The sequence below is a fragment of the Comamonas sp. DB36 genome (assembly GCF_057914905.1).
Genome location: NZ_CP196631.1, coordinates 2,513,540 through 2,535,354 on the forward strand (window position 1 = coordinate 2,513,540; position 21,815 = coordinate 2,535,354).

At 67.1% G+C, this 21,815-nt stretch carries 18 protein-coding genes and 1 tRNA gene; 15 read left to right on the forward strand and 4 right to left on the reverse strand.

From position 1 onward, the window contains the following. The first annotated feature begins 35 nt into the window (after positions 1-35). The 9 genes from ACSVDO_RS11605 to ACSVDO_RS11645 all read left to right on the forward strand — a co-directional run bounded on the left by ACSVDO_RS11605 (position 36) and on the right by ACSVDO_RS11645 (position 13,117). Positions 36-719 (forward strand): DsbA family protein, encoded by a 684-nt coding sequence (locus ACSVDO_RS11605; protein ID WP_489592234.1) that lies wholly within the window; start codon positions 36-38, stop codon positions 717-719. 105 nt (positions 720-824) lie between these two features. Beyond that, complete coding sequence (locus ACSVDO_RS11610; protein WP_489592236.1) at positions 825-2,009, forward strand: imelysin family protein; 1,185 nt, start codon at positions 825-827, stop codon at positions 2,007-2,009. A 14-nt stretch (positions 2,010-2,023) separates the two neighbouring features. Next, on the forward strand, positions 2,024-3,517 hold the full coding sequence (locus tag ACSVDO_RS11615) for a di-heme oxidoreductase family protein (protein WP_489592238.1): 1,494 nt from the start codon (positions 2,024-2,026) through the stop codon (positions 3,515-3,517). 15 nt (positions 3,518-3,532) lie between these two features. Then, the gene (locus ACSVDO_RS11620) at positions 3,533-4,606 is read left to right on the forward strand and encodes an imelysin family protein (RefSeq protein ID WP_489592240.1); all 1,074 of its coding nucleotides are present in this window, start codon (positions 3,533-3,535) and stop codon (positions 4,604-4,606) included. 4 nt (positions 4,607-4,610) lie between these two features. Continuing rightward, entirely contained in the window at positions 4,611-5,786 is a 1,176-nt protein-coding gene (locus tag ACSVDO_RS11625; protein WP_489592242.1) for a DUF1513 domain-containing protein, read from the forward strand. 250 nt (positions 5,787-6,036) lie between these two features. Beyond that, the gene (locus ACSVDO_RS11630; protein ID WP_489592244.1) at positions 6,037-8,004 is read left to right on the forward strand and encodes a TonB-dependent receptor plug domain-containing protein; all 1,968 of its coding nucleotides are present in this window, start codon (positions 6,037-6,039) and stop codon (positions 8,002-8,004) included. 157 nt (positions 8,005-8,161) lie between these two features. Next, the gene (cobN, locus tag ACSVDO_RS11635; protein ID WP_489592246.1) at positions 8,162-12,160 is read left to right on the forward strand and encodes a cobaltochelatase subunit CobN; all 3,999 of its coding nucleotides are present in this window, start codon (positions 8,162-8,164) and stop codon (positions 12,158-12,160) included. Between the two features lie 46 nt (positions 12,161-12,206). Beyond that, on the forward strand, positions 12,207-12,773 hold the full coding sequence (locus tag ACSVDO_RS11640; protein WP_332539135.1) for a MotA/TolQ/ExbB proton channel family protein: 567 nt from the start codon (positions 12,207-12,209) through the stop codon (positions 12,771-12,773). Then, positions 12,770-13,117, forward strand: coding sequence for a DUF2149 domain-containing protein (locus ACSVDO_RS11645; RefSeq protein WP_489592248.1), 348 nt, complete (start codon positions 12,770-12,772; stop codon positions 13,115-13,117). Before ACSVDO_RS11640 ends, ACSVDO_RS11645 begins: the two co-directional genes overlap by 4 nt. Before the next feature lie 7 nt (positions 13,118-13,124). Here ACSVDO_RS11645 and ACSVDO_RS11650 read toward each other — a convergent pair whose 3' ends face one another. After that, positions 13,125-13,580 carry a GNAT family N-acetyltransferase gene (locus ACSVDO_RS11650; RefSeq protein ID WP_332549501.1) on the reverse strand — a complete coding sequence of 152 codons (456 nt, stop codon included), beginning with the start codon at positions 13,578-13,580 and terminating at the stop codon, positions 13,125-13,127. A gap of 93 nt (positions 13,581-13,673) precedes the next feature. Here ACSVDO_RS11650 and ACSVDO_RS11655 point away from each other — a divergent pair, with 93 nt between their 5' ends. From ACSVDO_RS11655 to ACSVDO_RS11670, 4 genes are all read left to right on the forward strand, one after another. Then, positions 13,674-14,444: a nucleotidyltransferase domain-containing protein gene (locus ACSVDO_RS11655; protein WP_489592250.1), complete on the forward strand. Its 771-nt coding sequence runs from the start codon at positions 13,674-13,676 to the stop codon at positions 14,442-14,444. Between the two features lie 111 nt (positions 14,445-14,555). Beyond that, a complete protein-coding gene (locus ACSVDO_RS11660; protein ID WP_332549503.1) occupies positions 14,556-15,971 on the forward strand; it encodes a cytochrome ubiquinol oxidase subunit I in 1,416 nt (471 codons plus the stop codon). A gap of 21 nt (positions 15,972-15,992) precedes the next feature. Beyond that, a complete protein-coding gene (cydB, locus tag ACSVDO_RS11665; RefSeq protein WP_332540163.1) occupies positions 15,993-17,003 on the forward strand; it encodes a cytochrome d ubiquinol oxidase subunit II in 1,011 nt (336 codons plus the stop codon). A gap of 9 nt (positions 17,004-17,012) precedes the next feature. Further along, complete coding sequence (locus ACSVDO_RS11670) at positions 17,013-17,135, forward strand: DUF2474 domain-containing protein (RefSeq protein WP_489592252.1); 123 nt, start codon at positions 17,013-17,015, stop codon at positions 17,133-17,135. Between the two features lie 25 nt (positions 17,136-17,160). Here ACSVDO_RS11670 and ACSVDO_RS11675 read toward each other — a convergent pair whose 3' ends face one another. Next, complete coding sequence (locus ACSVDO_RS11675; protein ID WP_489592254.1) at positions 17,161-18,132, reverse strand: Bug family tripartite tricarboxylate transporter substrate binding protein; 972 nt, start codon at positions 18,130-18,132, stop codon at positions 17,161-17,163. A gap of 40 nt (positions 18,133-18,172) precedes the next feature. Beyond that, entirely contained in the window at positions 18,173-19,387 is a 1,215-nt protein-coding gene (locus ACSVDO_RS11680; RefSeq protein WP_489592256.1) for a M20 aminoacylase family protein, read from the reverse strand. A gap of 102 nt (positions 19,388-19,489) precedes the next feature. On the opposite strand from ACSVDO_RS11680, the gene ACSVDO_RS11685 reads away from it, so the two are divergent. Together ACSVDO_RS11685 and ACSVDO_RS11690 are read left to right on the forward strand one after the other, a co-directional pair. After that, positions 19,490-20,455 (forward strand): LysR family transcriptional regulator, encoded by a 966-nt coding sequence (locus tag ACSVDO_RS11685; protein WP_332540159.1) that lies wholly within the window; start codon positions 19,490-19,492, stop codon positions 20,453-20,455. 211 nt (positions 20,456-20,666) lie between these two features. Then, positions 20,667-21,230 carry a hypothetical protein gene (locus ACSVDO_RS11690; RefSeq protein WP_489592257.1) on the forward strand — a complete coding sequence of 188 codons (564 nt, stop codon included), beginning with the start codon at positions 20,667-20,669 and terminating at the stop codon, positions 21,228-21,230. Positions 21,231-21,410: 180 nt separating this feature from the next. Here the strand turns inward: ACSVDO_RS11690 and ACSVDO_RS11695 are convergent. After that, positions 21,411-21,487 (reverse strand) — tRNA-Met (locus ACSVDO_RS11695). Positions 21,488-21,815: the final 328 nt, after the last annotated feature.

The window sequence follows — 21,815 nt, forward strand, 5'->3', positions numbered from 1 at the left end:
TGGCGCGCATCCCGCACGCTCACCTTTCCGCCGCCATGCCCTCTGCCGCCCCCCCTGTCCTGCACTATATTTTCGATCCGCTGTGCGGCTGGTGCTATGCCGCCGCGCCGCTGCTCGCGGCCAGCCGCCTGCCCGGACTGCAGCTGCAGTGGCATGCGGGCGGAATGCTCAGCGGCGCTGCGCGCCGCACCATCACACCCGACTGGCGCGCGCATGTGATGCCGCACGACGAGCGCATCGCCGCGCTCACGGGCCAGCCGTTTGGCGACGCCTACTACAACGGCCTGCTCAACCAGATCGGCGCGACGCTCGACTCCACGCCGCCGATCGCCGCGATGCTGGCCGCCGAATCAATGGCCGGCCTGGGCCTGGCAATGCTTGCGCGCGCCCAGACCGCCCACTACGTCGAAGGCCAGCAGATTTCCACGCTGGGCGTGCTGCAGTCGCTGGCGCAGGAGCTGGGGCTCGATGGCCGGGCGTTTGTCACGCAATATCAGGACGCGCTGGCCCACGCCGTCGCCGACCATATCCAGCAAAGCCGCGAATGGCTGCAGGCGTCGGGCGGCCAGGGATTTCCGACCTTCCTGCTCGAGTACACCGAAGCCGCGAGCAGCCGGCGCGTGGGCCAGCGTCTGGATATCTCACCCTGGCTGGGCAATGCCGCGGGCTGGCACGCGCATCTGCAGCAATTGCTCGATACCGAAGCCGCGCCGATCTGAATCGGTGCCGCGGGGTCAGGACGGTCATTCGACAGCAATGAGAAAAATTCTCATTACAATTTGAGGTTCCATCACCGTCGGGCCGCGCGCCCTGCCCATTCAGATATGCATAAACTGCTGTTGATCGCTGCGCTCGCGGCCGCCCCCGTGGTCGCCCCCCTGGCCCAGCCCGTTGCCCCCATTGCCGCCAAGCAGTCCACGCTCAGCGTCGAGCAAGTTGCCGGTCACTACGCCCAGCTGGTCCATGCCGGCTACAGCGATTCGCTGCAATCGGCCCAGGCGATGCAAAAAGCCATCAACGCCCTGATTGCGCAGCCCAGCGCGAAGACGCTGGCCGCGGCCCGCAAGGCCTGGCTGCACGCACGCAACTTCTACGGCCAGACCGAAGCTTTCCGCTTCTACGACGGCCCCATCGACAACGAGGACGGCCCCGAAGGCCGCATCAACGCCTGGCCCATGGATGAGTCGTATGTCGACTATGTGCAAGGCAATGACGAGGCCGGCATCATCAACGACCCTGCCCAGCCGATCACGGCCGAAGCGCTGTCCGAGCTCAATGAAAAGGACGGCGAAGAGAACATCGCCACCGGCTGGCATGCGATCGAGTTCCTGCTGTGGGGCCAGGACCTGAGCGCCAGCGGCCCGGGCGCACGCCCGCACACCGACTTCATCGACGGCAAGAAGCCCAATGCCGACCGCCGCCGCCAATACCTGCAAGTCGTCACCGACCTGCTGATTGAAGACCTCCAATCGATCCAGGCCGCATGGGCGCCGGGCGTCGCCGACAACTACCGCGCGCAATTCGTTGCCGGCGGCAATGAGTCGATACGCAAGATCTTTGTCGGCCTGGGCTCGCTGTCGCGCGGCGAACTCGCGGGCGAACGCCTGGAAGTGGCACTGGCCAGCCAGGACCAGGAAGACGAGCACTCGTGCTTCTCCGACAACACCCACAACGACGCGATTGCCAACGCCAAGGGCATAGAGAACGTCTGGCTGGGCCAGTACCGGCGTCTGGACGGCAGCCTGTTGCGCGGCCCGGGCCTGCGCGACTGGGTGGCGCTCAAGAACGCGGCCCTGGCCCAGGAAACCACCACGCATATCCGCAAGTCCGTGGCCGGCACGCAGCAGATTCCCGTGCCGTTCGACCAGGCCATACAGGGCCAGCGCTCGTCGCCGGCGCGCGCCAGGATCCAGGCCGTGATCGACAGCCTGACCCAGCAGAGCAAGGACCTCGCCGCCTCCGCCCAGGCCGTGGGCATTGACCGCCTGAACATCGTTCAACCCGAGTAAGCCGACTGCGTCCCATGAAAAGATTGACGGGCCGCCAGGCCCTGGCCGCAGTGGCCTGCGCTGCTGCGGCCGCCACGGCGGCACTCGCCGCCCAGGTTTTTGCCGAGAGCCGCGCCGCGCCAGCGGGCGCAGTGCAAGCGGGCGCCGCGGATGCGAGCGTCGCGGCGCCGGCCGACCACCTTCCCGGTGGCCAGACCACGGTGTTTGCCACCGGCCGCAATGCGTTTTCGTTTCCCGCGGCCAATCTCGCCGATGCCGAGCGCACGCGCTTCGTGATCGGCAATTCCTTTTTCAAGCGCAACTGGGTGCAGGCGCCCGCGTCGACCACGGCGCGCGACGGCCTGGGCCCGCATTTTCTCGCGCGCTCGTGCGGCGGCTGCCATGTGCAGGACGGCCGCGCCCAGCCGCCCGACTTCCACAACGGGCTGGAGCCACGCGCCGTCGCCGGCCTGCTGATGCGACTGTCGGTTCCCGGCAAGACCGCCCAGGGCGGCCCCGTGCCCGAGCCGACCTATGGCGACCAGTTCAACGACCTGGCGATACCCGGAGTACGCCCCGAGGGCAAGGTCCATATCCGCTATGAAACGCTGACCGGAGCGTTCGCCGACGGCACGCCCTATACGCTGGAAAAGCCGATCTACACGCTGCGCGAACTCGGCTACGGCGCGCTCGCGGCCCATGCCATGGTCAGCCCGCGCATCGCGCCCCAGGTCATAGGCCTGGGCCTGCTCGAAGCCATTCCCGCGGCCGAGATCGAGGCCAATGCGCGCGCGCAGCAGGCCGCAGGCGGCCCGGTGCGCGGCGAAGTCAACCGCGTCTGGGATGCGTTTGCCCAGACCACGATGATCGGGCGCTTCGGCTGGAAAGCCAACGTCGCCACGCTGGCCCACCAGACCGCGGGCGCGTTCCAGGGCGACATCGGCATCACGTCGAAGAACTTCCCCGACGAAGCCTGCATGCCTGCGCAAAAGGACTGCATCCAGGCGCCGCGCGGCGCCAAGGGCCAGGGCGTGGAAATCGACGACAGGACGCTCGACGACGTGATCTTCTACCAGGCCACGCTGGCACCGCCCGCACGGCGCGACCCGGCCGACCCGCAGGTGCTGCAAGGCCAGCAGATCTTTGCGCGCGCCCAATGCGCCGCCTGCCACCGGCCCAGCTATGTGACCGGCGCGCCGCCGTTTCCGCGGCTGAGCAGCCCGGCGCTGTCGGGCCAGGTGATCTTCCCCTACACGGACCTGCTGCTGCACGACATGGGCAAGGATCTGGCCGATGGCCGGCCCGACTTCCTGGCCAATGGCAACCAGTGGCGCACGCCGCCGCTGTGGGGCCTGGGCCTGGTGCCCGCGGTCAACGGCCACAGCCGGCTGCTGCACGACGGCCGGGCGCGCAACATCCTCGAAGCTGTGCTGTGGCATGGCGGCGAGGCCCAGGCTTCGCGCGACGCCGTGCTGCAACTAAACGCTCAGGAGCGTGACGCGCTGGTTCGTTTTCTCGAATCGCTCTGACCCCGCAGGAATCCTATGACAAACCATTCCGCATTCCGCCCCATCGCCTGGGCCTGCACGGCGCTGGCCCTGGTGGCCGGCACGGCATCCGCCCAGGGCATTCCGGCGGCCTACGCCGAAGTCGCGCTGCCGTTCTACAACCCCGCGCACCTGAGCGCGGGCCTGGCCACGCAATGGTATGGCACCAACGCCAGCGCTTTCGAGCAAAGCGCCCAGGCTCTCGTCGGCAGCTGGCAGCAGTACTGCGCGGGCCAGGGCTCGGCCACTGAAGTGCGCGAGCGCTGGCGCGCCGCGGCCACCGACTGGGAGCGGCTGTCGGCCGTGGCGCTGGGCCCGCTGATCGAGCGCCGCTCCATGCGCCTGATCGACTTCCAGCCGCTGCGCCCCGCGGCCGTGCGCAAGGCCATCACCACTGCGCCTGCCGACCTGCTGGGCATGGAGCGCGTGGGCGCGCCCGCCAAGGGTTTCCCGGCGCTCGAATGGCTGCTCTGGACCGAAGCCGCGGCGCCGAATACCCCCGCCTGCCGCTACGCGGCACTGGCCGCGCGCGAAGTCCATGCCGAAGCGCAAGCGCTGCAAAAGGGTTTTGCCAAGCTCGCGCAAACACCCTGGGATGAGGACGAATCCACGGCCGCTCCCGAGCTGATGGCCGAGTTCATCAACCAGTGGATTGGCGGGCTCGAGCGCCTGCGCTGGCAGCAGATGGAAAAGCCGCTGCGCAGCCAGGGCAAGGCCGCGGCGCCCGACTTCGCGCGCAGCGCCAGCCAGACCAGCCTGCAATCGTGGCGCGCGCAATGGTCGGCGCTCAAGACGCTGGCCGTGCACCACGCCGGCCCCACGCCCGTGGCCGGCAAGGACATCGTGCCCATCGAACTCTATCTGCGCGGCCGCGGCCTCAACGACCTGGCCCAGCAATGGGTCAATGCGGTGCTAGCCGCCGACCAGGCCATGGCGCAGCTCGCATCGACCGACAAGGATGCGGTGCTGCAGGCCGTCAAGGCGCTGGGCCAGGTCAAGCAGCAGATGCAGGACAAGGTCGCACCGGCCTTGAAAGTGAACATCGGCTTTTCGGATGCCGACGGAGATTGACATCATGAGCGCAGCAATGCACCGCCGGCAATGGCTGCGGCAGGCGCTGGTCTGGTCCCTGCTGCCCGGCCTGCCGCTGGCCGCCCGCGCCCAGGCCATCGGCAACAGCCCGCTGCCGCGCTTCATCGCGGCCTGGCAGGACGGCGCGCAGCAATACATAGGCCAGCTCGCCTGGACCGGCGCCACCACCGCGGCTGCTGCGCAATTGCTGCCATTGCACAGGCTCGAAGTGCCCACGCGCGCGCATGCGCTGCTGCAGGAGGCTTCGGGCGCCATCGTGTGTGTCGCGCGCCGGCCCGGCGACTGGCTGCTGCGCTGGCATCCGGGCCAGGAGCCGCAATGGCTGTGGATAGAGCCCGACCGCGTCTTCAACGGCCATGTGCTGGCCAGCGCCGACGGCCGCCACATCTACACCACCGAAACCGATCTGGCCGACAGCCAGGGGCTGATAGGCGTGCGCGACGCGGCCAGCCTCGAAAAGCTCGCCGAATGGCGCACCGGCGGCATGGACCCGCACCAGCTGCTGCTCGACCACGACGGCAGTCTGATCGTAGCCAATGGCGGCATTCCCACCCAGTCCGAGACCGGCCGGCGCAAGCTGCGGCTGGACCATATGGATTCTTCGGTCGTGCGCCTGGCTGCCCAGGCGAGCGGTGAACTGCTGGGCCAGTGGAAGCTTGACGACCCGCGCCTGAGCCTGCGCCACCTTGCCTGGGGCGCGCAGCTGCGGCCAGGCCACGCGCGCCGCTGGCTGGGCGTGGCCTTGCAGGCCGAGCACGACGACGCCCAGGCCAAGCGTCAGGCGCCCGTGCTCGCGGTGTTCGACGGCGAGGCGCTGCGCGCCGTCGCCACCCCGGCGCCCGTGGCCGGCTATGGCGGCGATATTGCGTTCACCGGCGACGCATTCGCCGTGAGTTGCCCGCGCGTGGACCGGGTGGCGTTCTTCGGCAGCGCCCGACCGGGTGCGCCCATCGCCTGGCAGGCCGAGCATGCGCTGCCCATGGCCTATGCGCTGGCGGCCGTGCCCGGCCAGGGCCGCGCCGATGACGCGCGCGTCTGGGTAGGCGGCGGCGAACAGGCCATCGCCCTTGATGCCGCAGGCCAGGACAGCAATATCGCGCCCGCGCGCGTGGGCGCCATCCAGCTCGACAACCACTGGCTGCGCGCGCGCACCGCCTGAAGCACGCCAGCGCGGCGGCCGCGAAGGTCGGCTGCGTGCCTTCGCGCGCCTGGCGCGCAGCACCCCATGGGCGCATGCGCGCCGCGTGCGCGCCGATTTCGCGCCATTTCCGCAACGCTTCGCGCCAACAGCATCAGAAAACACGAATTCGAATGAGAATGGTTTCTGTTTGCATTACAATTTGTATACAGTTTCACTTCTTATTTGGCCTGCAGCGCTGTAACGTCGCTTTCCGGGCCTGGAGCCTTCCATGTCTTCTTCCCATCGCGCGGCCTCCGGCGCGCAACGCCGTCTTCCCGCGACGCTGACGCCGCTGGCTTCGGCCCTGTGCCTGGCGCTGCCCGCGCTGGCGTTCGCGCAATCTACGCCTGCCACCGAAAATGCGACCGTAACCGTCACGGCCACGCTGCAGGAACATGACACCCGCACCGCGCCGGCTTCGGTCAGCGTGATCGACCGCGCCCGGCTCGACCAGCAGCAGCCCGCCGACCTGTTCGAAGCCGTGCGCGGCCAGACAGGCATAGGCTTCAGCGCGACCAACACCGCGGGCCGCCGCACCCTGTCGATGCGCGGCATGGATGGCAAGCATGTGCTGACCATGGTCGACGGCAAGCGCATTGCGGCCACTGACGACATCGTGGGCCACTCGAACTTCCAGTTTGGCTGGGTGCCCATGGCCGCGGTCGAGCGCGTCGAAATCATCCGCGGCCCGATGTCCACGCTCTACGGCTCCGAAGCGCTGGGCGGCGTGATCAACCAGATCACGCGCCAGCCCCGGGGCGACCGCTGGGAGACCTCGGTCTACCTCAAGGCCGGAACACAGACCGACCGTACGGGCGGCAATCTGGGCCAGGCCTCGATCTACTCCGCGGGCAAGGTCAACGACATGCTGTCGCTGCGCGTTTCGGGCACGGCGGCCCACGCCGATGCCATCGCCAAGCCCTCCGCGCCCACGCTGTCGGCGCTCGAAGGCCAGCACAACGGCCAGGGCAGCATAGGCGGCACGCTCAAGATCGATGCCGACCAGTCGCTGGACTTCAACCTCATGGCCGGCAAGGAGCAGCGCTTCTTCGACACCAGCAAGACCGTCAACAAGCTGCTCACGGTCTATGAAAGCGAATACGACCTCGACCGCCGCCAGGCCGACGTGACCTGGAAAGCCAAGTTCGGCGACTGGAAGACGCAGGCGCGCGCCTATGCCAGCGACATCCGCATCACCAACTCGGCAAGCAACGGCGTCGCGCCGGCCACGCCCCAGCGCATGCAGGAACAGGTGATCGACGGTTTTGCATCCAGGCGCTTCGGCGCCCACCAGCTGACCACGGGCGCCGAAGTGCGGCGTGAAAAGCTGACCCATTCGGAACTCAACCAGGGCAGCGACGGCGTGACCCACCAGGCCTTGTTCGCCCAGGACGAATGGGCGCTGACCGAAAGCCTGAGCCTCACAACAGGCCTGCGCGCCGACCACCATGCGCTGTTCGGCAGCGAATTCAGCCCGCGCGCCTACCTGGTCTGGGAAGCCTCGTCCGCACTGGTCGTCAAGGGCGGCATAGGCCATGCGTTCAAGGCGCCCACGCTCAAGCAGATGTCGGGCAACTACCACTACAACGGCACGAGCTACGACATCTACGGCAACCCCGATCTCAAGCCCGAGTCGCTGAACTCGATCGAGCTGGGCGCGACCTGGCAGGCCACGTCGGCGCTGGAACTGCAAGGCACGCTGTTCCACAACGACGTCAAGAACCTGATCGCCAGCAAGATCATCGGTCCCAAGGTCAACAACCGCAACCAGTACTGGTACTCGAACGTCGACAAGGCGCGCATCACGGGCCTGGAACTCGGCGCGAACTGGGACATCAGCCGCCAATGGCGCTGGAGCAACAACGCGACGTTCATGGCCACCAAGGACCTGACGACTGGCACCCGCCTCGACTACCGTCCGCGCGTGGGCTTCAACTCGGCGCTCGACTGGAACGGCAACGCGGGCTGGAATGCGCGCGTCGATCTGAACTATGTCGGCAGCCAGGTGGCCGCGGCCGCACCCATGCCCGCGTTCAGCGTCTGGAATGCGAGCATAGGCAAGAAGATCGACAAGACCTACACGCTGCGCGCGGGCCTGGAGAACATAGGCAACGTGGATCTGGCCGAGAGGTCGCCCAACTTCAAGAACGCCGAACGCGGCCGCACGCTGTTTGTCAGCCTGCAAGCCGACTTCTGAGGGCCTGGCCCTGGCGGGCGCCGATGCGCCCGCCGCTCTCCAAGCCACCCGCCGCTTTCTGGTCGATGGCTTGTTTCTCGTTCTGACGGCAGACGCCCGCAAGCCATGTACTTGCCGCGCTGCCCGCCCACCGACCGGGCGCCCCCGAAGCTGATTGATGCAATTCTTCTCCCTGATTTCCTGGCTGCTGGCCGGGCTGCTGCTCGCCAGCGCCAGCCACGCAGCGCCGGCGGCACCTGCGCAGCGCGTGCTGGTCATTTCGGCGAGCAATGTGCCGCTGGGCAAGTTCACTGCGCTCGCGCCCATCGCGCTGGACGCCGGCATACAGATCGAGCAGCGCAATCTGCAGTCGCTGCCCGACCAGGCCGACCCGGGCAGTTTCGCGGGTTTCGACCTGGTGCTGATCGACGCCTACCAACAGGAGCAGGTTCAGGCCAAGCTCGGCAGCACCTTGGCGCGCCTGCCCATGCCCCATGTCTGGCTGCTCGAAACCCAGCCTTCGGGCCAGGGCCTCGCGGCCGCTGATATCGAGCAGCTCACGCGTTACTACGTCAACGGCGGCCAGGCGAACTACCGGCATTTCTTCCAGACCGTGAAAGCGCTGCTCGAAAAGCGCCGGCCCGATGGCATTCCCGCGCCTGTGGTGTTTCCCAAGGTCGGCATCTACCACCCGCGCGCGCCCAGCCAGGTGTTCGCCAGCACCGCCGACTACTTCGCCTGGCGCGGGCTGAAACTCGACGCCCCCGGCCAGCGCCCGCCGGTCGTCGCCATCGGCTTTCACCAGACCCAGATCAGCGGCCTGCAGACCGCGGTGATCGACGACCTGGTCGCGCGCATCGAAGGCGCGGGCGCGGTCGCCCTGCCCTACTACAGCCCATCGATGGACGCCCAGGCCCACCTGCAGATCCTGCAGCCCGGTGGCCTGCGCGCCGCCGATGTGCTGATCAACACCCGCATCATGCTCAACGCCGAAGGCACGCGGCGCGCCTTCGAGCAGCTGGGCATTCCCGTGGTCCAGGCCACGACCTACCGCCGCGGCTCGGCCGACGACTGGGCCAGGGACCCGCAAGGCATTCCCGCCATGGACCTGCCGCTCTATGTGGCCCAGGCCGAATACACAGGCATCAACGACATCCAGATCGCCTCGGCCATCGATCCCGAAAGCGGCGCCCAGGTGCCGATCGACGCCCAGGCGCAATCGGTGGTCACCAAGGCCTTGAACTGGGTCAATCTGCAGCGCAAGCGCGCGGCCGACAAGCAACTCGCGGTGTTCTTCTGGAATTCGCCGCCCGGCGAGAAGAACCTGGCCTCGGCGTTTCTCAATGTGCCGACCAGCCTGATCGAAACGCTCACCCGGCTGCGCGCCGCCGGCTACACCACCGAAGTGCCGTCCCAGGCCGAACTGATAGAAAAGCTCCAGCGCCTGCTCGCGCCGCTGTACCGCGACGCCAAACTCGACGACCTGCTGCGCGACGGCCTGGCCGCGACGCTGCCCGTCGCGCGCTACGAAGCCTGGCTCAACAACCTGCCGCCGCAAGTGCGCGCCGATGTCACGCGCCGCTGGGGCGCGCCCGCGGCGTCCGACATGGTGATACAGCACCAGGGCCAGCCGGTGTTCGTGATCCCGCGCCTGCAATTGGGCAAGGCGGTGCTGCTGCCCCAGCCGCCGCGCAGCGACAAGCGCGACAACCAGGAACGCGCGCTCTACCATTCGTTGAGCGCCGTGCCCACGCACTTCTATCTCGCGGCCTACCTCTGGGCGCGCGAAGCCATGGCCAGCGACGCCATCGTCCACTTCGGCACCCATGGCTCGCAGGAATGGCTGCCCGGCAAGGAGCGTGGCCTGGCCGTGACCGACTACCCCTCGCTCACCGTCGGCGACCTGCCCGTGGTCTACCCCTACATCGTCGACAACATCGGCGAAGCCCAGCAGGCCAAGCGCCGCGGGCGCGCCGTGACCATCAGCTACCAGACGCCGCCGTTCCAGCCCGCAGGCATGCACCAGGCCTGGACCGAAGTGCACGATCTGCTGCACAGCTGGCAGGACCAGGACCAGGGCGCCGTGAAGGACCAGTACCGCGCCGACATCCTCGCGCGCGTCAAGGCCCAGCGCATGGACGCCGACATGGGCTGGACCCAGGGCCATACGCCCGCCAACTTCGCCGACTTCGTCGAGGCCCTGCACAGTCATCTGCATGAACTCGCCGAGACCGTGCAGCCGCTCGGCCTGCACACGCTGGGCCAGCCGGCCGCGCAGGAGCATCGCATCGCCACCGTGGTGATGATGCTGGGCCGCGACTACTGGTATGCGGCGGCGCGCGCCGCGGGCAAGGCCGAAGCCGAGATCGACGAAGCCATGGTCGGCGACTACCGCCAGTTCAAGCAAAGCCCGCCGTTCCGTCTTCTCGAACAGTTTCTTGCGGGCCAGGCCCGCGTGACGGACCCGGCATTGCAGGCCCAGCTCGAGCAGGGGCGCGAATGGTATGGCCGGCTCGACGCCGCGGGCGAGATGCCCGCGCTGCTCGCCGCGCTCGACGGCCAGTACATCCCCACTTCCTACGGCGGCGACCCGATCAAGAACCCCGACGCGTTTCCCACGGGCCGCAACCTCTACGGTTTCGATCCTTCGCGCATTCCCAGCGCCCAGGCCTGGGCCGCGGGCAAGAAAGCCGCCGAGCAGATGATCGCCGCCCACCGCGATGCCACGGGCAAGACCCTGGACAAGGTCACGTTCTCGCTGTGGTCGGTCGAGACCATGCGCCACCAGGGCATTCTTGAAGCCCAGGCGCTGTGGCTCATGGGCGTGGAGCCGGTCTGGGACAAGGGCGGGCGCGTGATCGACGTGCGCCGCGTGGAACGCAAGGCGCTGGGCCGGCCACGCGTCGATGTGGTGCTGTCGGCCACGGGCCTGTACCGCGACCATTTCCCCAACGCGCTGCGCCAGCTCGCGCGCGCGGCCCAGCTCGCGGCCACGGCCGACGAAGCCGACAACCCCGCATGGCGCTTCAGCCAGCAGGTGCGCCAGCGCCTGATCGCCCAGGGCGTGGATGCCAAGGCCGCGGCCAACGCCAGCCAGACGCGCATCTTCTCGACGGCCAGCGGCGAATACGGTACCGGTCTGCCCGAAGCCACGCTGGCCAGCGACTCCTGGGGCAGCAAGGCCGACGGCGACAGCAAGCTCGCCGCGCTGTATCTGGACCGCATGCAGTCGGCCTACGGCCCCGACGAAAAGCTCTGGGGCACCAAGGGCGTCGCGGGCCTGGGCACCAACCTCTACGCCGAACACCTCAAGGGCACGCAGGCCGCGGTGCTCGCGCGCAGCTCCAACACCTACGGCATGCTGACCACCGACGACCCGTTCCAGTACCTGGGCGGCATAGGACTGGCGGTGCGCGCGCTCGACGGCAAGGCGCCGCAGCTCTACATCTCCAATCTGCGCAACCCGGGCGCAACGCGCACCGAGTCGGCCGCGAACTTCCTGTCGAAGGAACTCGCGACGCGCCAGTTCCACCCCGGCTATATCGAAGGCCTGATGAAGGAAGGCTACTCGGGCACGCTGCGCGTGCTCGACGCGACCAACAACCTCTGGGGCTGGACCGCGACCTCGCATGAAATCGTGCGCGATGACCAGTGGCAGGAAATGGCCGAAGTCTATGTGAACGACAAGCACCAGCTGGGCGTCAAGGAATGGATGGAGAAGAACAACCCCCATGCCTATGCCCAGACCATGGAGCGCATGCTCGAAGCCGCACGCAAGGGCTACTGGCAGACCGACGACAAGACGCTGGCCACGCTCAAGGATCGCTACCAGGCCCTGCAGCAGCGCTTCGGCGTGCAGGCGCCGCACCAGGCGCTGATGGACTATGTGGCCGGCGCCGCCGACAGCAATGCGCTGCCGTCCCAGGCCCCGGCTGCCCAGGCACCCGCGGCAGCCCCGCCACCCGCATCCGAAGAGCCCGCCGCCGCGCCCGAGCCGCCGCCGGCCCCGCCGCTGATCACCGGCATGCAGCTGCAAAAAGTCGAGCCGCCCGCGCCGCCACCGCCTGTGAGCCTGCAGCAATGGCTGCTGTGGCTGCTGGTGCTGGGCGTGGTCGCGGCCGGCGCGCTGCGCCAGTCACTGCGCCCGGCACGCGCACTGCCCACCACCGCGCATTGAGCGCGCGACCCGCTATTTTTCTCTTCTAGATTTTGAAAGCCACCCCATGACAAGCCTGCACATCGAATCCTGGATGTACACCATCGGCCAGCTGTTCCTGATTCCCACGCTGCTCGCCATCGCGCTGCTGTTCTTCTATTCGCTGTTCGCCTTCGGCCAGTTCGCGATGGCGCATTTCCAGCGCCGCCAGCTGCGCCTGGGCGCGGCCGCCGCGCACAGCAGCGCCTACCCGCTGCTGCGCTGGGCCGCCCAGCACCCGGGCGCGAGCGCCGATGAACGCGACCTCGCGGCCCACCGCCTGCTCGAAGTGCCGCGCGTGGCCACGCGCGTGACGCCGATGCTGGGCCTGGTCGCAACCATGATTCCCATGGGTCCGGCGCTCAAGAGCATTTCGAGCGGCGACATCGCCGCCGTCGCCGACAACCTGGCCGTCGCGTTTTCGGCCGTGATCCTGGCGCTGATCGCCTCGGCCCTGACCTACTGGATCGTCTCCGTGCGCCGCCGCTGGCTCGCCGAGGAACTGGTCTGGCTGCAGCAACATGCCGCCGTCAGCGCGCCCGCGCTGGCCCCGGGCGCGCTCGCGCAGACCGCCCAGGCCGGAGTGCACGCATGAGCCTCAAGTTTCTTGAAGAAGGCGATGCCGAGGACCCGTTGCTGTCGGTCGTCAATCTGATCGACATCTTCCTGGTGATCATCGCCGCGCTCGTGATCACCATCGCCCAGAACCCGCTGATGGCCGCGATGTCCCAGCCCGACGTCACCGTGGTCACCAACGCGGGCAAGGAAAGCATGGAAATGATCGTCAAGAAAGGCGACAAGGTCGAACGCTTCAAGGCCAACGGCCAAAGCGGCCAGGGCGAAGGCGCCAAGGCCGGCGTCGCCTACCGCATGAAGGACGGCTCGGTGGTCTATGTGCCCGAGGCCGCCGAAGGCAAGCAGCCGGCGGCGACAAACTGAAGCCCGCCTACGGCCGGCGCTTCTCCAGCCGCACATCGCCATCGACCAGATCCGCAGCATGCGCCCAGCCTAGGTGGCGATAAAAACCCGCGGCGCGGCTGCGGCCGTCGGTTTCGAGCCAGGCCAGCGCATGGTCGCGGAACAGGGCCTGCTCGCAGACCGCGACCAGATCCCGGCCCATGCCCCGGCCTTCATATTGCGGCAGCACGAAGGCCGCGAACAGGCAGGCGGTTTCGAGCTCGACCATCGCAAATCCGGCCACCTTGCCATCGGCTTCGGCGACCCAGATGCAGGGGGCGCTGCATATCAGCTCAGCAATGGAGTCCGGCGTCACGCCCAGCTCGGCAAGCTGCTGCAGCGTCAGGACGTTTTCCGTGACGGCGGTGCGCACGCGAAAGATCGCGGCGACATCTTCCAGCGTGGCAGGGCGAATCTGATGGTTGAGTGAAGCGGTAGAAGGCATGCGCGCATTAGAACAGGCGACTGCCGCAGGGCGCGGCCCTGCGCCATGGCAGAATCACCGCGAATCGCGACCGCTGGACTCTGAAAGGCAAGGTTGACCGAAACCAAAGGCGTCGATGCGCTGGGATATATCCGCACCGTGGGCCATGCGCCGCTGCAGCCGGCCTTCCAATCCGTGGTCGACGCCCTGTACGCTGCCGTGCACGGCCCGCTGGCCGATCTGATCGACAGCGCCTATCTCTATGGCAGCGTTGCCAGAGTGGATGCCGTACCAGGGCGCTCCGACCTCGATGCCGTGCTGCTGCTGGTGCGTACGCCTTCGACCCAGGACCTTGAACGGATTGAAGCCGCGCGCCAGACCCTGGAGCAGAGCCACGCCGAAGTCACCAAGGTCGATTTCGATCTGGGCAGCCTGGCCGAAATCCAGGCGCCAGAGAATTTCGCACGCTGGGGTTTCTGGCTCAAGCACCATTGCCGCTGCATCGCCGGGCCGGACCGCGCCCAGGCCTTTGCGCTGTTTCGGCCGTCGCGGGCGATCGCGCTCGCGGTCAACGGCGATTTCTCCAGCGTGTTGACCGCCTATGCGCAACGCCTGGCGATGCCACTGCCACCGGAACAGGCGGCGCAACTCATGCGCCAAGCGTCCAAGAAAGCGATTCGCGCGACCAATGTGCTGCGCCCCCTGGATTCGACGTCCTGGCCCGAGTCGATCGACGACCATCTGCAGCAATGCGCCGCGGCCTTTCCCGAGGCGGTCGAGGCGCTCGGATTTTTCGCTGCCCAGCAGCTCCAGCCGCAGGCCGACGCGCAGGACTTCTCGCGCCGGCTGCTGCGTTTCGTTGCCTGGATGGAACAGCGACGCTGACACCGCGTTCGACCAATGTGACGCAAGGGTGAAATCGACCCTGATGCGCGCACGCCTATGTCTTACTGAATTTTCAGTAATTACTGAAAACTCAGTAAACTCCGAGCGCATATGCCTACCCTTCCCGACCTCAGCGCGCTCGACCTGGCACGTATCCAGTTCGCATTCACCATTTCCTTTCACATCGTCTTCCCGTCGATCACCATCGGCCTGGCCTCGTACCTTGCCGTGCTTGAAGGTCTTTGGCTCTATACGCGCAAGACGCTGTACCGCGACCTGTACCACTACTGGATCAAGTTCTTCTCGCTGTGCTTCGGCATGGGCGTGGTCTCGGGTCTGGTCATGGCCTACCAGTTCGGCACCAACTGGAGCGGTTTCTCGAACTTCGCGGGCGGCGTCACCGGACCGCTGCTGGCCTATGAAGTGCTCACGGCGTTCTTCCTCGAGGCCGGCTTCCTGGGCGTGATGCTGTTCGGCTGGAACAAGGTCGGGCCGCGCCTGCACTTCTTCTCGACGCTGATGGTCGCGCTGGGCACATTGATTTCCGCGACCTGGATACTGGCATCGAACAGCTGGATGCAGACGCCGCAGGGCCACGAGATCATCAACGGCATCGTCGTGCCGGTCGACTGGATTGCCATCATCTTCAATCCATCCTTCCCGTACCGGCTGGTGCACACCGTGATTGCGGCGTTTCTCGCCACGTCGCTGATCGTCACGGCCACGGGTGCCTGGCATCTGCTCAAGGGCAACCGCACGCCGATGGTGCGCCGCATGACCTCCATGGCGCTGGCCATGCTGCTGGTCGCCGCGCCGCTGCAGGCCTTTGTCGGCGACCAGCATGGGCTCAACACGCTCGAACACCAGCCCGCCAAGCTCGCCGCGATCGAAGGCCACTGGAAGCATCACGCGCCCGGGGCCGGCGTGCCGCTGGTGCTGTTCGGCCTGCCCGACCAGACCAATCAGAAGAACGATTACGCGCTCGAAGTACCGCGCCTGGGCAGCCTGCTGCTGACGCACAGCTGGGACGGCACCATTCCCGCGCTGTCCGATTTCCCGCCCCAGGACCTGCCCCATGTAGCCACGGTGTTCTGGTCGTTCCGCGTGATGGTGGGACTGGGTTCGCTGATGATTGCGCTGGCCTTGTGCGCTGCCTGGCTGCGCTGGCGCGGGCGGCTCTACGACAGCGCCTGGTTCCACCGCTGCTGCGTGGCCATGGGACCGGCCGGGCTGGTCGCGCTGCTGGCCGGCTGGTTCGTCACCGAGACCGGACGCCAGCCCTGGATCGTCTACGGCGTGATGCGCACCGCGCAAGGCGTGTCCAACCACGACATTTCGCACCTCGCGATCTCGCTGACGCTGCTGGTCGTGGTCTACCTGCTGGTCTTCGGCACGGGCACGCTGATGGGGCTGAAGATGCTCGCCACCGCGCCCCATGCGGGCGAGACACCGCCCGAAGGCGGACCCGGCGAAGCCAACCAGCCGATGCGCCCCATCTCCGGCGCGAATCCCGAACCTCTGCACTGAATCCTTGCGAAAGAAATCCCCATGGGAATCGACATGTCAATCATCTGGGCCGGCATCATCGTGCTGGGCGTCTTCATGTACGTGGTCATGGACGGCTTCGATCTGGGCGTGGGAATGCTGTTCCCGTTCTTCCAGGACCGCCACGACCGCGACGTGATGATGAACACCATCGCCCCGGTCTGGGACGGCAACGAGACCTGGCTGGTGCTCGGCGGCGCGGGTCTGCTGGCGGCGTTTCCCGTCGTCTACTCGGCGGTGCTCAGCGCGCTGTATCTGCCCATCATGCTGATGCTCATCGGCCTGATCCTGCGCGGCGTGGCCTTCGAGTTCCGCTTCAAGGCCAGCGACGCGCGCCGCCATATCTGGGACAAGGCGTTTGCCGGCGGCTCGCTGCTCGCCACGCTGATGCAGGGCGTGACGCTGGGCGCGATACTGATGGGTATCGAGCTCGATGGCGGCGTGTTTGTCGGCGGCGCCTGGGACTGGCTCAGCCCGTTCAGCGTGTTCACCGGCTGCGCGCTGGTCGCGGCCTACGTGTTTCTGGGCAGCACCTGGCTGGTGATGAAGACCGAGGGCCGGCTGCAGCAGGAGCTGCGCCGGGCCGCGCGCGCCAGCACCATTGCGATGGCGGTCGCAATTGCGGCCGTGAGCCTGTGGACGCCGCTGCTGCACGGACATATCGCCGAGCGCTGGTTCGGCTCGGATGCACTCCAATGGCTGCTGCCCGTGCCTTTCCTGGTCGTTCTGAGCCTGGCCGCGCTGTGGCGCACGCTGGGCTCGGAACGCCGCAATGCCAGCCCGTTCTCGCTGGCGCTGTTCGTGACCTTTCTGGGCTACTCGGGCCTGGTGATCAGCATCATGCCCATCATCCTGCCGCCGTCGCTCACCATCTGGCAGGCTGCGGCGCCCGCGTCCAGCCAGGGATTTGCGCTGGTCGGCGCGCTGTTCATCATTCCCATCATCCTGGGCTACACGGCCTGGAGCTACTACGTGTTCCGCGGCAAGGTGCGCCACGGTGAGCACTACCATTGAGGAGGCCCCATGCGCACCACACTGCGCCAGCTCGGCTGGCTGCTGATGATCTGGACCGCAAGCGTCGCTTCGCTCGCGGCCATGGCCTGGCTGATGCGCCAGTTCATGGCCTGGGGCGGCATGGTCGGCTGAACGACCGCGCCGCCCGCGCGCCCCGTCAGTCCTTGATGTTGGCGAACTTCACCAGTTCCGCATACTTGCGGCCATCGTTCTGGATGATGGCCGCGATGTCCTCGTTGCCCGTCGCGGGCACCAGGCCGCCATCTTCAAGGCGGCGGCGGTAGGCCGGATCCTGCAGCGCCGCGCGCAGGTTGGCGCGCAGCTTGTCGGCCATGTCCGCGGGCAGGCCCTTGGGCGCGGCCAGCGACAGCCAGCCGGTCAGCTCGTAGCCTGACAGTGCGGGATGCTCGGCGATCGCGGGCACATTGGGCGCGGCCGGGCTGCGCTTTGCCGAAGTCACGCCCAGGCCGACCAGCCGGCCGTTGGCGATGAACGGGTTCGCTGCCGTGGTGGTGATCATCGCGCAGTCGAGGTTGCCGCCGACCAGATCGGTCAGCAGCGGCGCGGTGCCGCGGTACGGAATATGGCTCATGAACAGCCCGCCGCGCTTTTTCAGCAGCTCGCCCGCGAAATGCAGGGTCGAGCCCACGCCCGAGCTGCCGTAGCTGTATTTGCCGGGATTTTTCTTGACCAGCGCGAGAAACTCGTCCATGTTCTTCACGCCCAGCTTGGGGCTGGCGACGAACAGCACCGGCGATTCGCAGACCATGCCGATATGCGTGAAACCCTTGACCGCATCGTATTTCTGCGCCGGATTCACATGCGCCGTGGCGCATAACTCGTTGCTTGAGCCCACCAGCAGCGTGTAGCCATCAGGCTGGGCCTGCGACACGCGCTGGGCCGCGATCACGCCGGCCGCGCCCGAAACGTTCTCGACCGTGACGATGGCGCCGGCCAGCCTGGCCGCGAGAAAATCCGCGGTCGCGCGGCAGGCGAGATCCACCGAGCCGCCGGGTGCATAGCCCACGACCACCTTGATGGGACGGCCCGTGGGCCAGGCGGATTGCGCATGCACCACCAGGGGGGTGCAAGCCAGTGCGCCAAGAATGCTGCGGCGTGTGAAATTCATGGTGGTTTTCTCAACGGGAAAATGGGACACAGGGAAACCTTCAGGCGGTGGGCGCGAGAAAACGCCGCACCAGCTGCACCCAGTAGCTCGATGCAATGGGCAGGATCGCGTCGTTGAAGTCGTAGCCGGGGTTGTGCACCATGCAGCCGCCGGTGCTGTGGTGACCGCCTTCGCCGTTGCCAACGATCAGATAGCAGCCGGGAATCTTTTCCAGCATGAACGAGAAGTCCTCGCTGCCCGTGAGCGGCTGCATGCCCTGGATCAGCGCGTCCTCGCCCAGCCATTCGGCGGCCACGCTGCGCGCCAGCTCCGTCGCCGCCGGGTCGTTGATCAGCGCGGGATAGCGCCAGTGGTAGTCGACCTGGGCCTGCACGCCCAGCGTCACTGCCTGGGCCTGGACCAGCGCCGTGATGCGCTCGCGCAGCATCTGGCGCACTTCGGGACGGTAGGCACGCACGGTCAGGCGCATCTGCACGCTGTCGGGGATCACGTTGGGCGCATTGCCGCCATGGATGGCGCCCACGCTGACCACCGCCATGTCGCGCGGGTCGTTGTTGCGCGCGACGATGGTCTGCAGCGCGACCACGATATAGGCCGCGGCCACGACCGGATCGGCCGCCTGGTGCGGTGCCGAACCGTGTCCGCCCTGCCCTTGCACGGTCACCGTGACCGAATCGGACGAAGCCATGAACGAGCCGCCGAGAAAGCCGAACTTGCCCACCGGAAAGCCTGGCATGTTATGCAAGGCGAAGATCTGGTCGCAGGGAAACTTCTCGAACAATCCGTCCTCGACCATGTGGCGGCCGCCGCCCAGGCCTTCTTCCGCGGGCTGGAAGATCAGATGCACCGTGCCATCGAAATCCTGCGCCTGCGCGATCACACGCGCCGCGCACAGCAGGATGGCGGTATGGCCATCGTGACCGCACGCATGCATCTTGCCGTCGTTGCGGCTCGCATACGGCAGCCCGGTGTCCTCTTGGATGGGCAGCGCGTCCATGTCGGCGCGGATACCGATGGCGCGCGCGCTGGTGCCGCGCTTCAAGCTACCGACGACACCCGTGCCGCCCAGGCCGCGGTGCACGCTGTAGCCCCAGCGCGCGAGGTTTTCGGCCACCAGATCGGCGGTGCGGAACTCCTCGAACGCGAGTTCGGGGTGGGCATGGATATCTCGGCGCAGACGCACCATGTCGTCGGCGGAGTCACGGATGGCCGGCAGCACTTTGTCGGCAAGAGCGAATTCGGGGAGGCAATGCATGCCGCAAGTGTATGTAGCGATGCTTTATCGCCATAGATTGCTAAAACCGTTCATTGAACGCATTTACCTGTCTATGCAGCATGGCTGTGCTACTGTCGCGCCATGAAACTCAACCAACTGCGTTACCTGGTCGCGCTGGGCGCGCAAGGCAGCATCCGGGCGTCGGCGCGCTCCCTGGGACTCGCACAGGCGACCGTGACGCAGGGGCTCAACGACCTGCAGGCCAGCGCCGGCGTGGTGCTGCTCGAGCGCCACGGCCGCGGCGTACAGCTCACGCCCGCCGGCAAGGAGCTGCTGGAGCAGGCGCGCACCATCGTCGGCCAGGTCGCGCGCGCCGAGCAAGGTCTGGAGCGCCACCGCCAGGGCGGCAGCGAGCGCCGGCTCGCGGTCGGCGTCACGCCCTGGGTCGGGCAGACGCTGCTGGCACCGGTGGTGTCGGCTTTCCGCAAGGCGCTGCCGCATGTAGGGCTGGAGTTCGTCGACGGCTTTGCCGCGTTGGCCTACCCGCGGCTGCGCGAAGGCACGCTCGATCTGATGATCGGCCGCATAGGTCTGCCGCATATGCTCGAGGGTCTGCAGGCCGAGCCATTGTTCCGCTATGAAATGACCGTGGTCGCGCGCGCCCAGCACCCCCAGGCGCAGGCGCGCTCCTTGTCCGAGTTGCTGGAAAGCGACTGGATACTGAGCCACGGCCAGCTGGAAAACGAAAGCGTGATGCAGGAGCTGTTCGGCAAGCATGGCCTGACGCCTCCGCATGCACGCATACAGCTCGCACATTCCGGCTGGCTTGCGCTGGCATTGATGAAGCGCGTGGACATGCTCAGCTACTGGCCCTGGCCGCTGCTGGAAACGCAGAATTCCAACCGTGATTTTGTCGCGTTGAACCTGAACGAGCGCTTTGCCCACCACGAAGTGGGCATGGTGCGCCGCGCGCACGAGGCCGCAAGCCCGTCCGCGGCCTTGTTCATGGAGCTGTTCCGCGAACAGGTGCGCGCCGCGGCGCACAGTACCGATCCCGCGTGGAAGCGCTTTTTCTACACGCTCGACTGGCTGCCGGGCGAGGCCTGAGCCCCGCGTGCTCGCGCCCGATTCGGCGGCGCCGGCCCTCACCTTGCGGGGTGCCCGCCCCTCAACCTTGGGCAGCCTCATGCAAGGCGGCACTTGCCGGACTCCCGTCCTCAGGGCGCGGCCTCCTACGTGCCGCAGTTCACCTGACTGACGAACCCGGCGGCCGGATCCAGCCACAGTCACTGCTATTCCTTCCTCCAAAAGCACGACCATGGATTCCACCCAGCCGCTGCCTCATCCGCCGACCACTTTTCTCCCGGCCGCGGCACGGGCATCGTTCCATGTCGTGCGCGATGGCGCGGCGCTGGCGACACCGCTGCTGCGCCAGCGGCATGGGGCCGGCGGTTTCGCCCACGCCCGGCCATCCAGGCTCGATCTCGCCGAATTCCGCGCGGACCATGCGCTGCGCCATGCCGTTGCGCCGCCGTCCGATGCGGCCTGCGACCCTACTGTTCTACGGCTCATGGCACCGCGCGGCGCGGCGGCGTTCAGCGCCATGGACCCGCACTTTCGCCACCGCTGGGACACGCGCAGGCTGCTCTTCATGCACCCCTGCGACATGGCCGCTCGCGGGCTGATCGAAGGCGACCTGGCCCATGTCGCTGCGGTGGAACGAACCGAACAGTCCTGTGAACTCGCGGGCATGCGCGTGGTGCCCTACGACATGCCGCGCGGCAGCGTCGGCGCCTATTTCCCGGAATGTCAGCCCCTGCTTGGCGCGCCGGAGCGCGCCAGCTGGAGCATAGCGGTGCGCGTAAGAAGCGCCACGGCCTGATCCCGCCCACCCATGCCCTCGCCGTGCCGTCGGCCGGGCTGCGTGCGCGCACTGACAGGCTCGATCACGCGCATGCGCTGGCCTTGGTAGCTCACGCAGCCTGAGCGCCACCGCTGGCAGGACGCAAAAAAGCCCACCGAGGTGGGCTTTTTTGCCGTTTCGACCGAAGCCGAACCAGGTTGGTTGCGCGAGAAGGATTTGAACCTACGACCTTTGGGTTATGAGCCCAACGAGCTACCAGACTGCTCCATCGCGCGGTATTTCTTCAGCGAGAGAGACATTTGCTGCCCCTCTGCGTCGATGAATGAACTATAGCACAGTCTTTGCGCCAACTTAGAGAACGACGAAACAAATCATCATGTTTCGCCAATATTCAAAAAAAACCTTCTTTCCAACCAACTTTGAAAGCATTTTTTTCGCAGCCCAGAACAGCCGCCCCAAGCCAAGAACCGAAGGCGCTGGAACCCATTTTTTTCACACGTTACTCAATCGGCAAGCTGACCGGTTGTCGCTGCTGGGGCACAAACGGTCTGCCCCAGGCATGACTGGCAGCAGCAGCAGAATCGGCTCTGGCGCGGACCGTGA

Coding starts and splice junctions, on each gene's coding strand:
- ACSVDO_RS11640 (WP_332539135.1), top strand. CDS start 12,207: ATGACAAGCCTGCACATCGAATCCTGGATGTACACCATCGGCCAGCTG.
- ACSVDO_RS11675 (WP_489592254.1), bottom strand. CDS start 18,132: ATGAATTTCACACGCCGCAGCATTCTTGGCGCACTGGCTTGCACCCCC.
- ACSVDO_RS11605 (WP_489592234.1), top strand. CDS start 36: ATGCCCTCTGCCGCCCCCCCTGTCCTGCACTATATTTTCGATCCGCTG.
- ACSVDO_RS11645 (WP_489592248.1), top strand. CDS start 12,770: ATGAGCCTCAAGTTTCTTGAAGAAGGCGATGCCGAGGACCCGTTGCTG.
- ACSVDO_RS11685 (WP_332540159.1), top strand. CDS start 19,490: ATGAAACTCAACCAACTGCGTTACCTGGTCGCGCTGGGCGCGCAAGGC.
- ACSVDO_RS11610 (WP_489592236.1), top strand. CDS start 825: ATGCATAAACTGCTGTTGATCGCTGCGCTCGCGGCCGCCCCCGTGGTC.
- ACSVDO_RS11615 (WP_489592238.1), top strand. CDS start 2,024: ATGAAAAGATTGACGGGCCGCCAGGCCCTGGCCGCAGTGGCCTGCGCT.
- ACSVDO_RS11630 (WP_489592244.1), top strand. CDS start 6,037: ATGTCTTCTTCCCATCGCGCGGCCTCCGGCGCGCAACGCCGTCTTCCC.
- cydB (WP_332540163.1), top strand. CDS start 15,993: ATGGGAATCGACATGTCAATCATCTGGGCCGGCATCATCGTGCTGGGC.
- ACSVDO_RS11670 (WP_489592252.1), top strand. CDS start 17,013: ATGCGCACCACACTGCGCCAGCTCGGCTGGCTGCTGATGATCTGGACC.
- ACSVDO_RS11680 (WP_489592256.1), bottom strand. CDS start 19,387: ATGCATTGCCTCCCCGAATTCGCTCTTGCCGACAAAGTGCTGCCGGCC.
- ACSVDO_RS11690 (WP_489592257.1), top strand. CDS start 20,667: ATGGATTCCACCCAGCCGCTGCCTCATCCGCCGACCACTTTTCTCCCG.
- ACSVDO_RS11660 (WP_332549503.1), top strand. CDS start 14,556: ATGCCTACCCTTCCCGACCTCAGCGCGCTCGACCTGGCACGTATCCAG.
- ACSVDO_RS11650 (WP_332549501.1), bottom strand. CDS start 13,580: ATGCCTTCTACCGCTTCACTCAACCATCAGATTCGCCCTGCCACGCTG.
- cobN (WP_489592246.1), top strand. CDS start 8,162: ATGCAATTCTTCTCCCTGATTTCCTGGCTGCTGGCCGGGCTGCTGCTC.
- ACSVDO_RS11625 (WP_489592242.1), top strand. CDS start 4,611: ATGAGCGCAGCAATGCACCGCCGGCAATGGCTGCGGCAGGCGCTGGTC.
- ACSVDO_RS11620 (WP_489592240.1), top strand. CDS start 3,533: ATGACAAACCATTCCGCATTCCGCCCCATCGCCTGGGCCTGCACGGCG.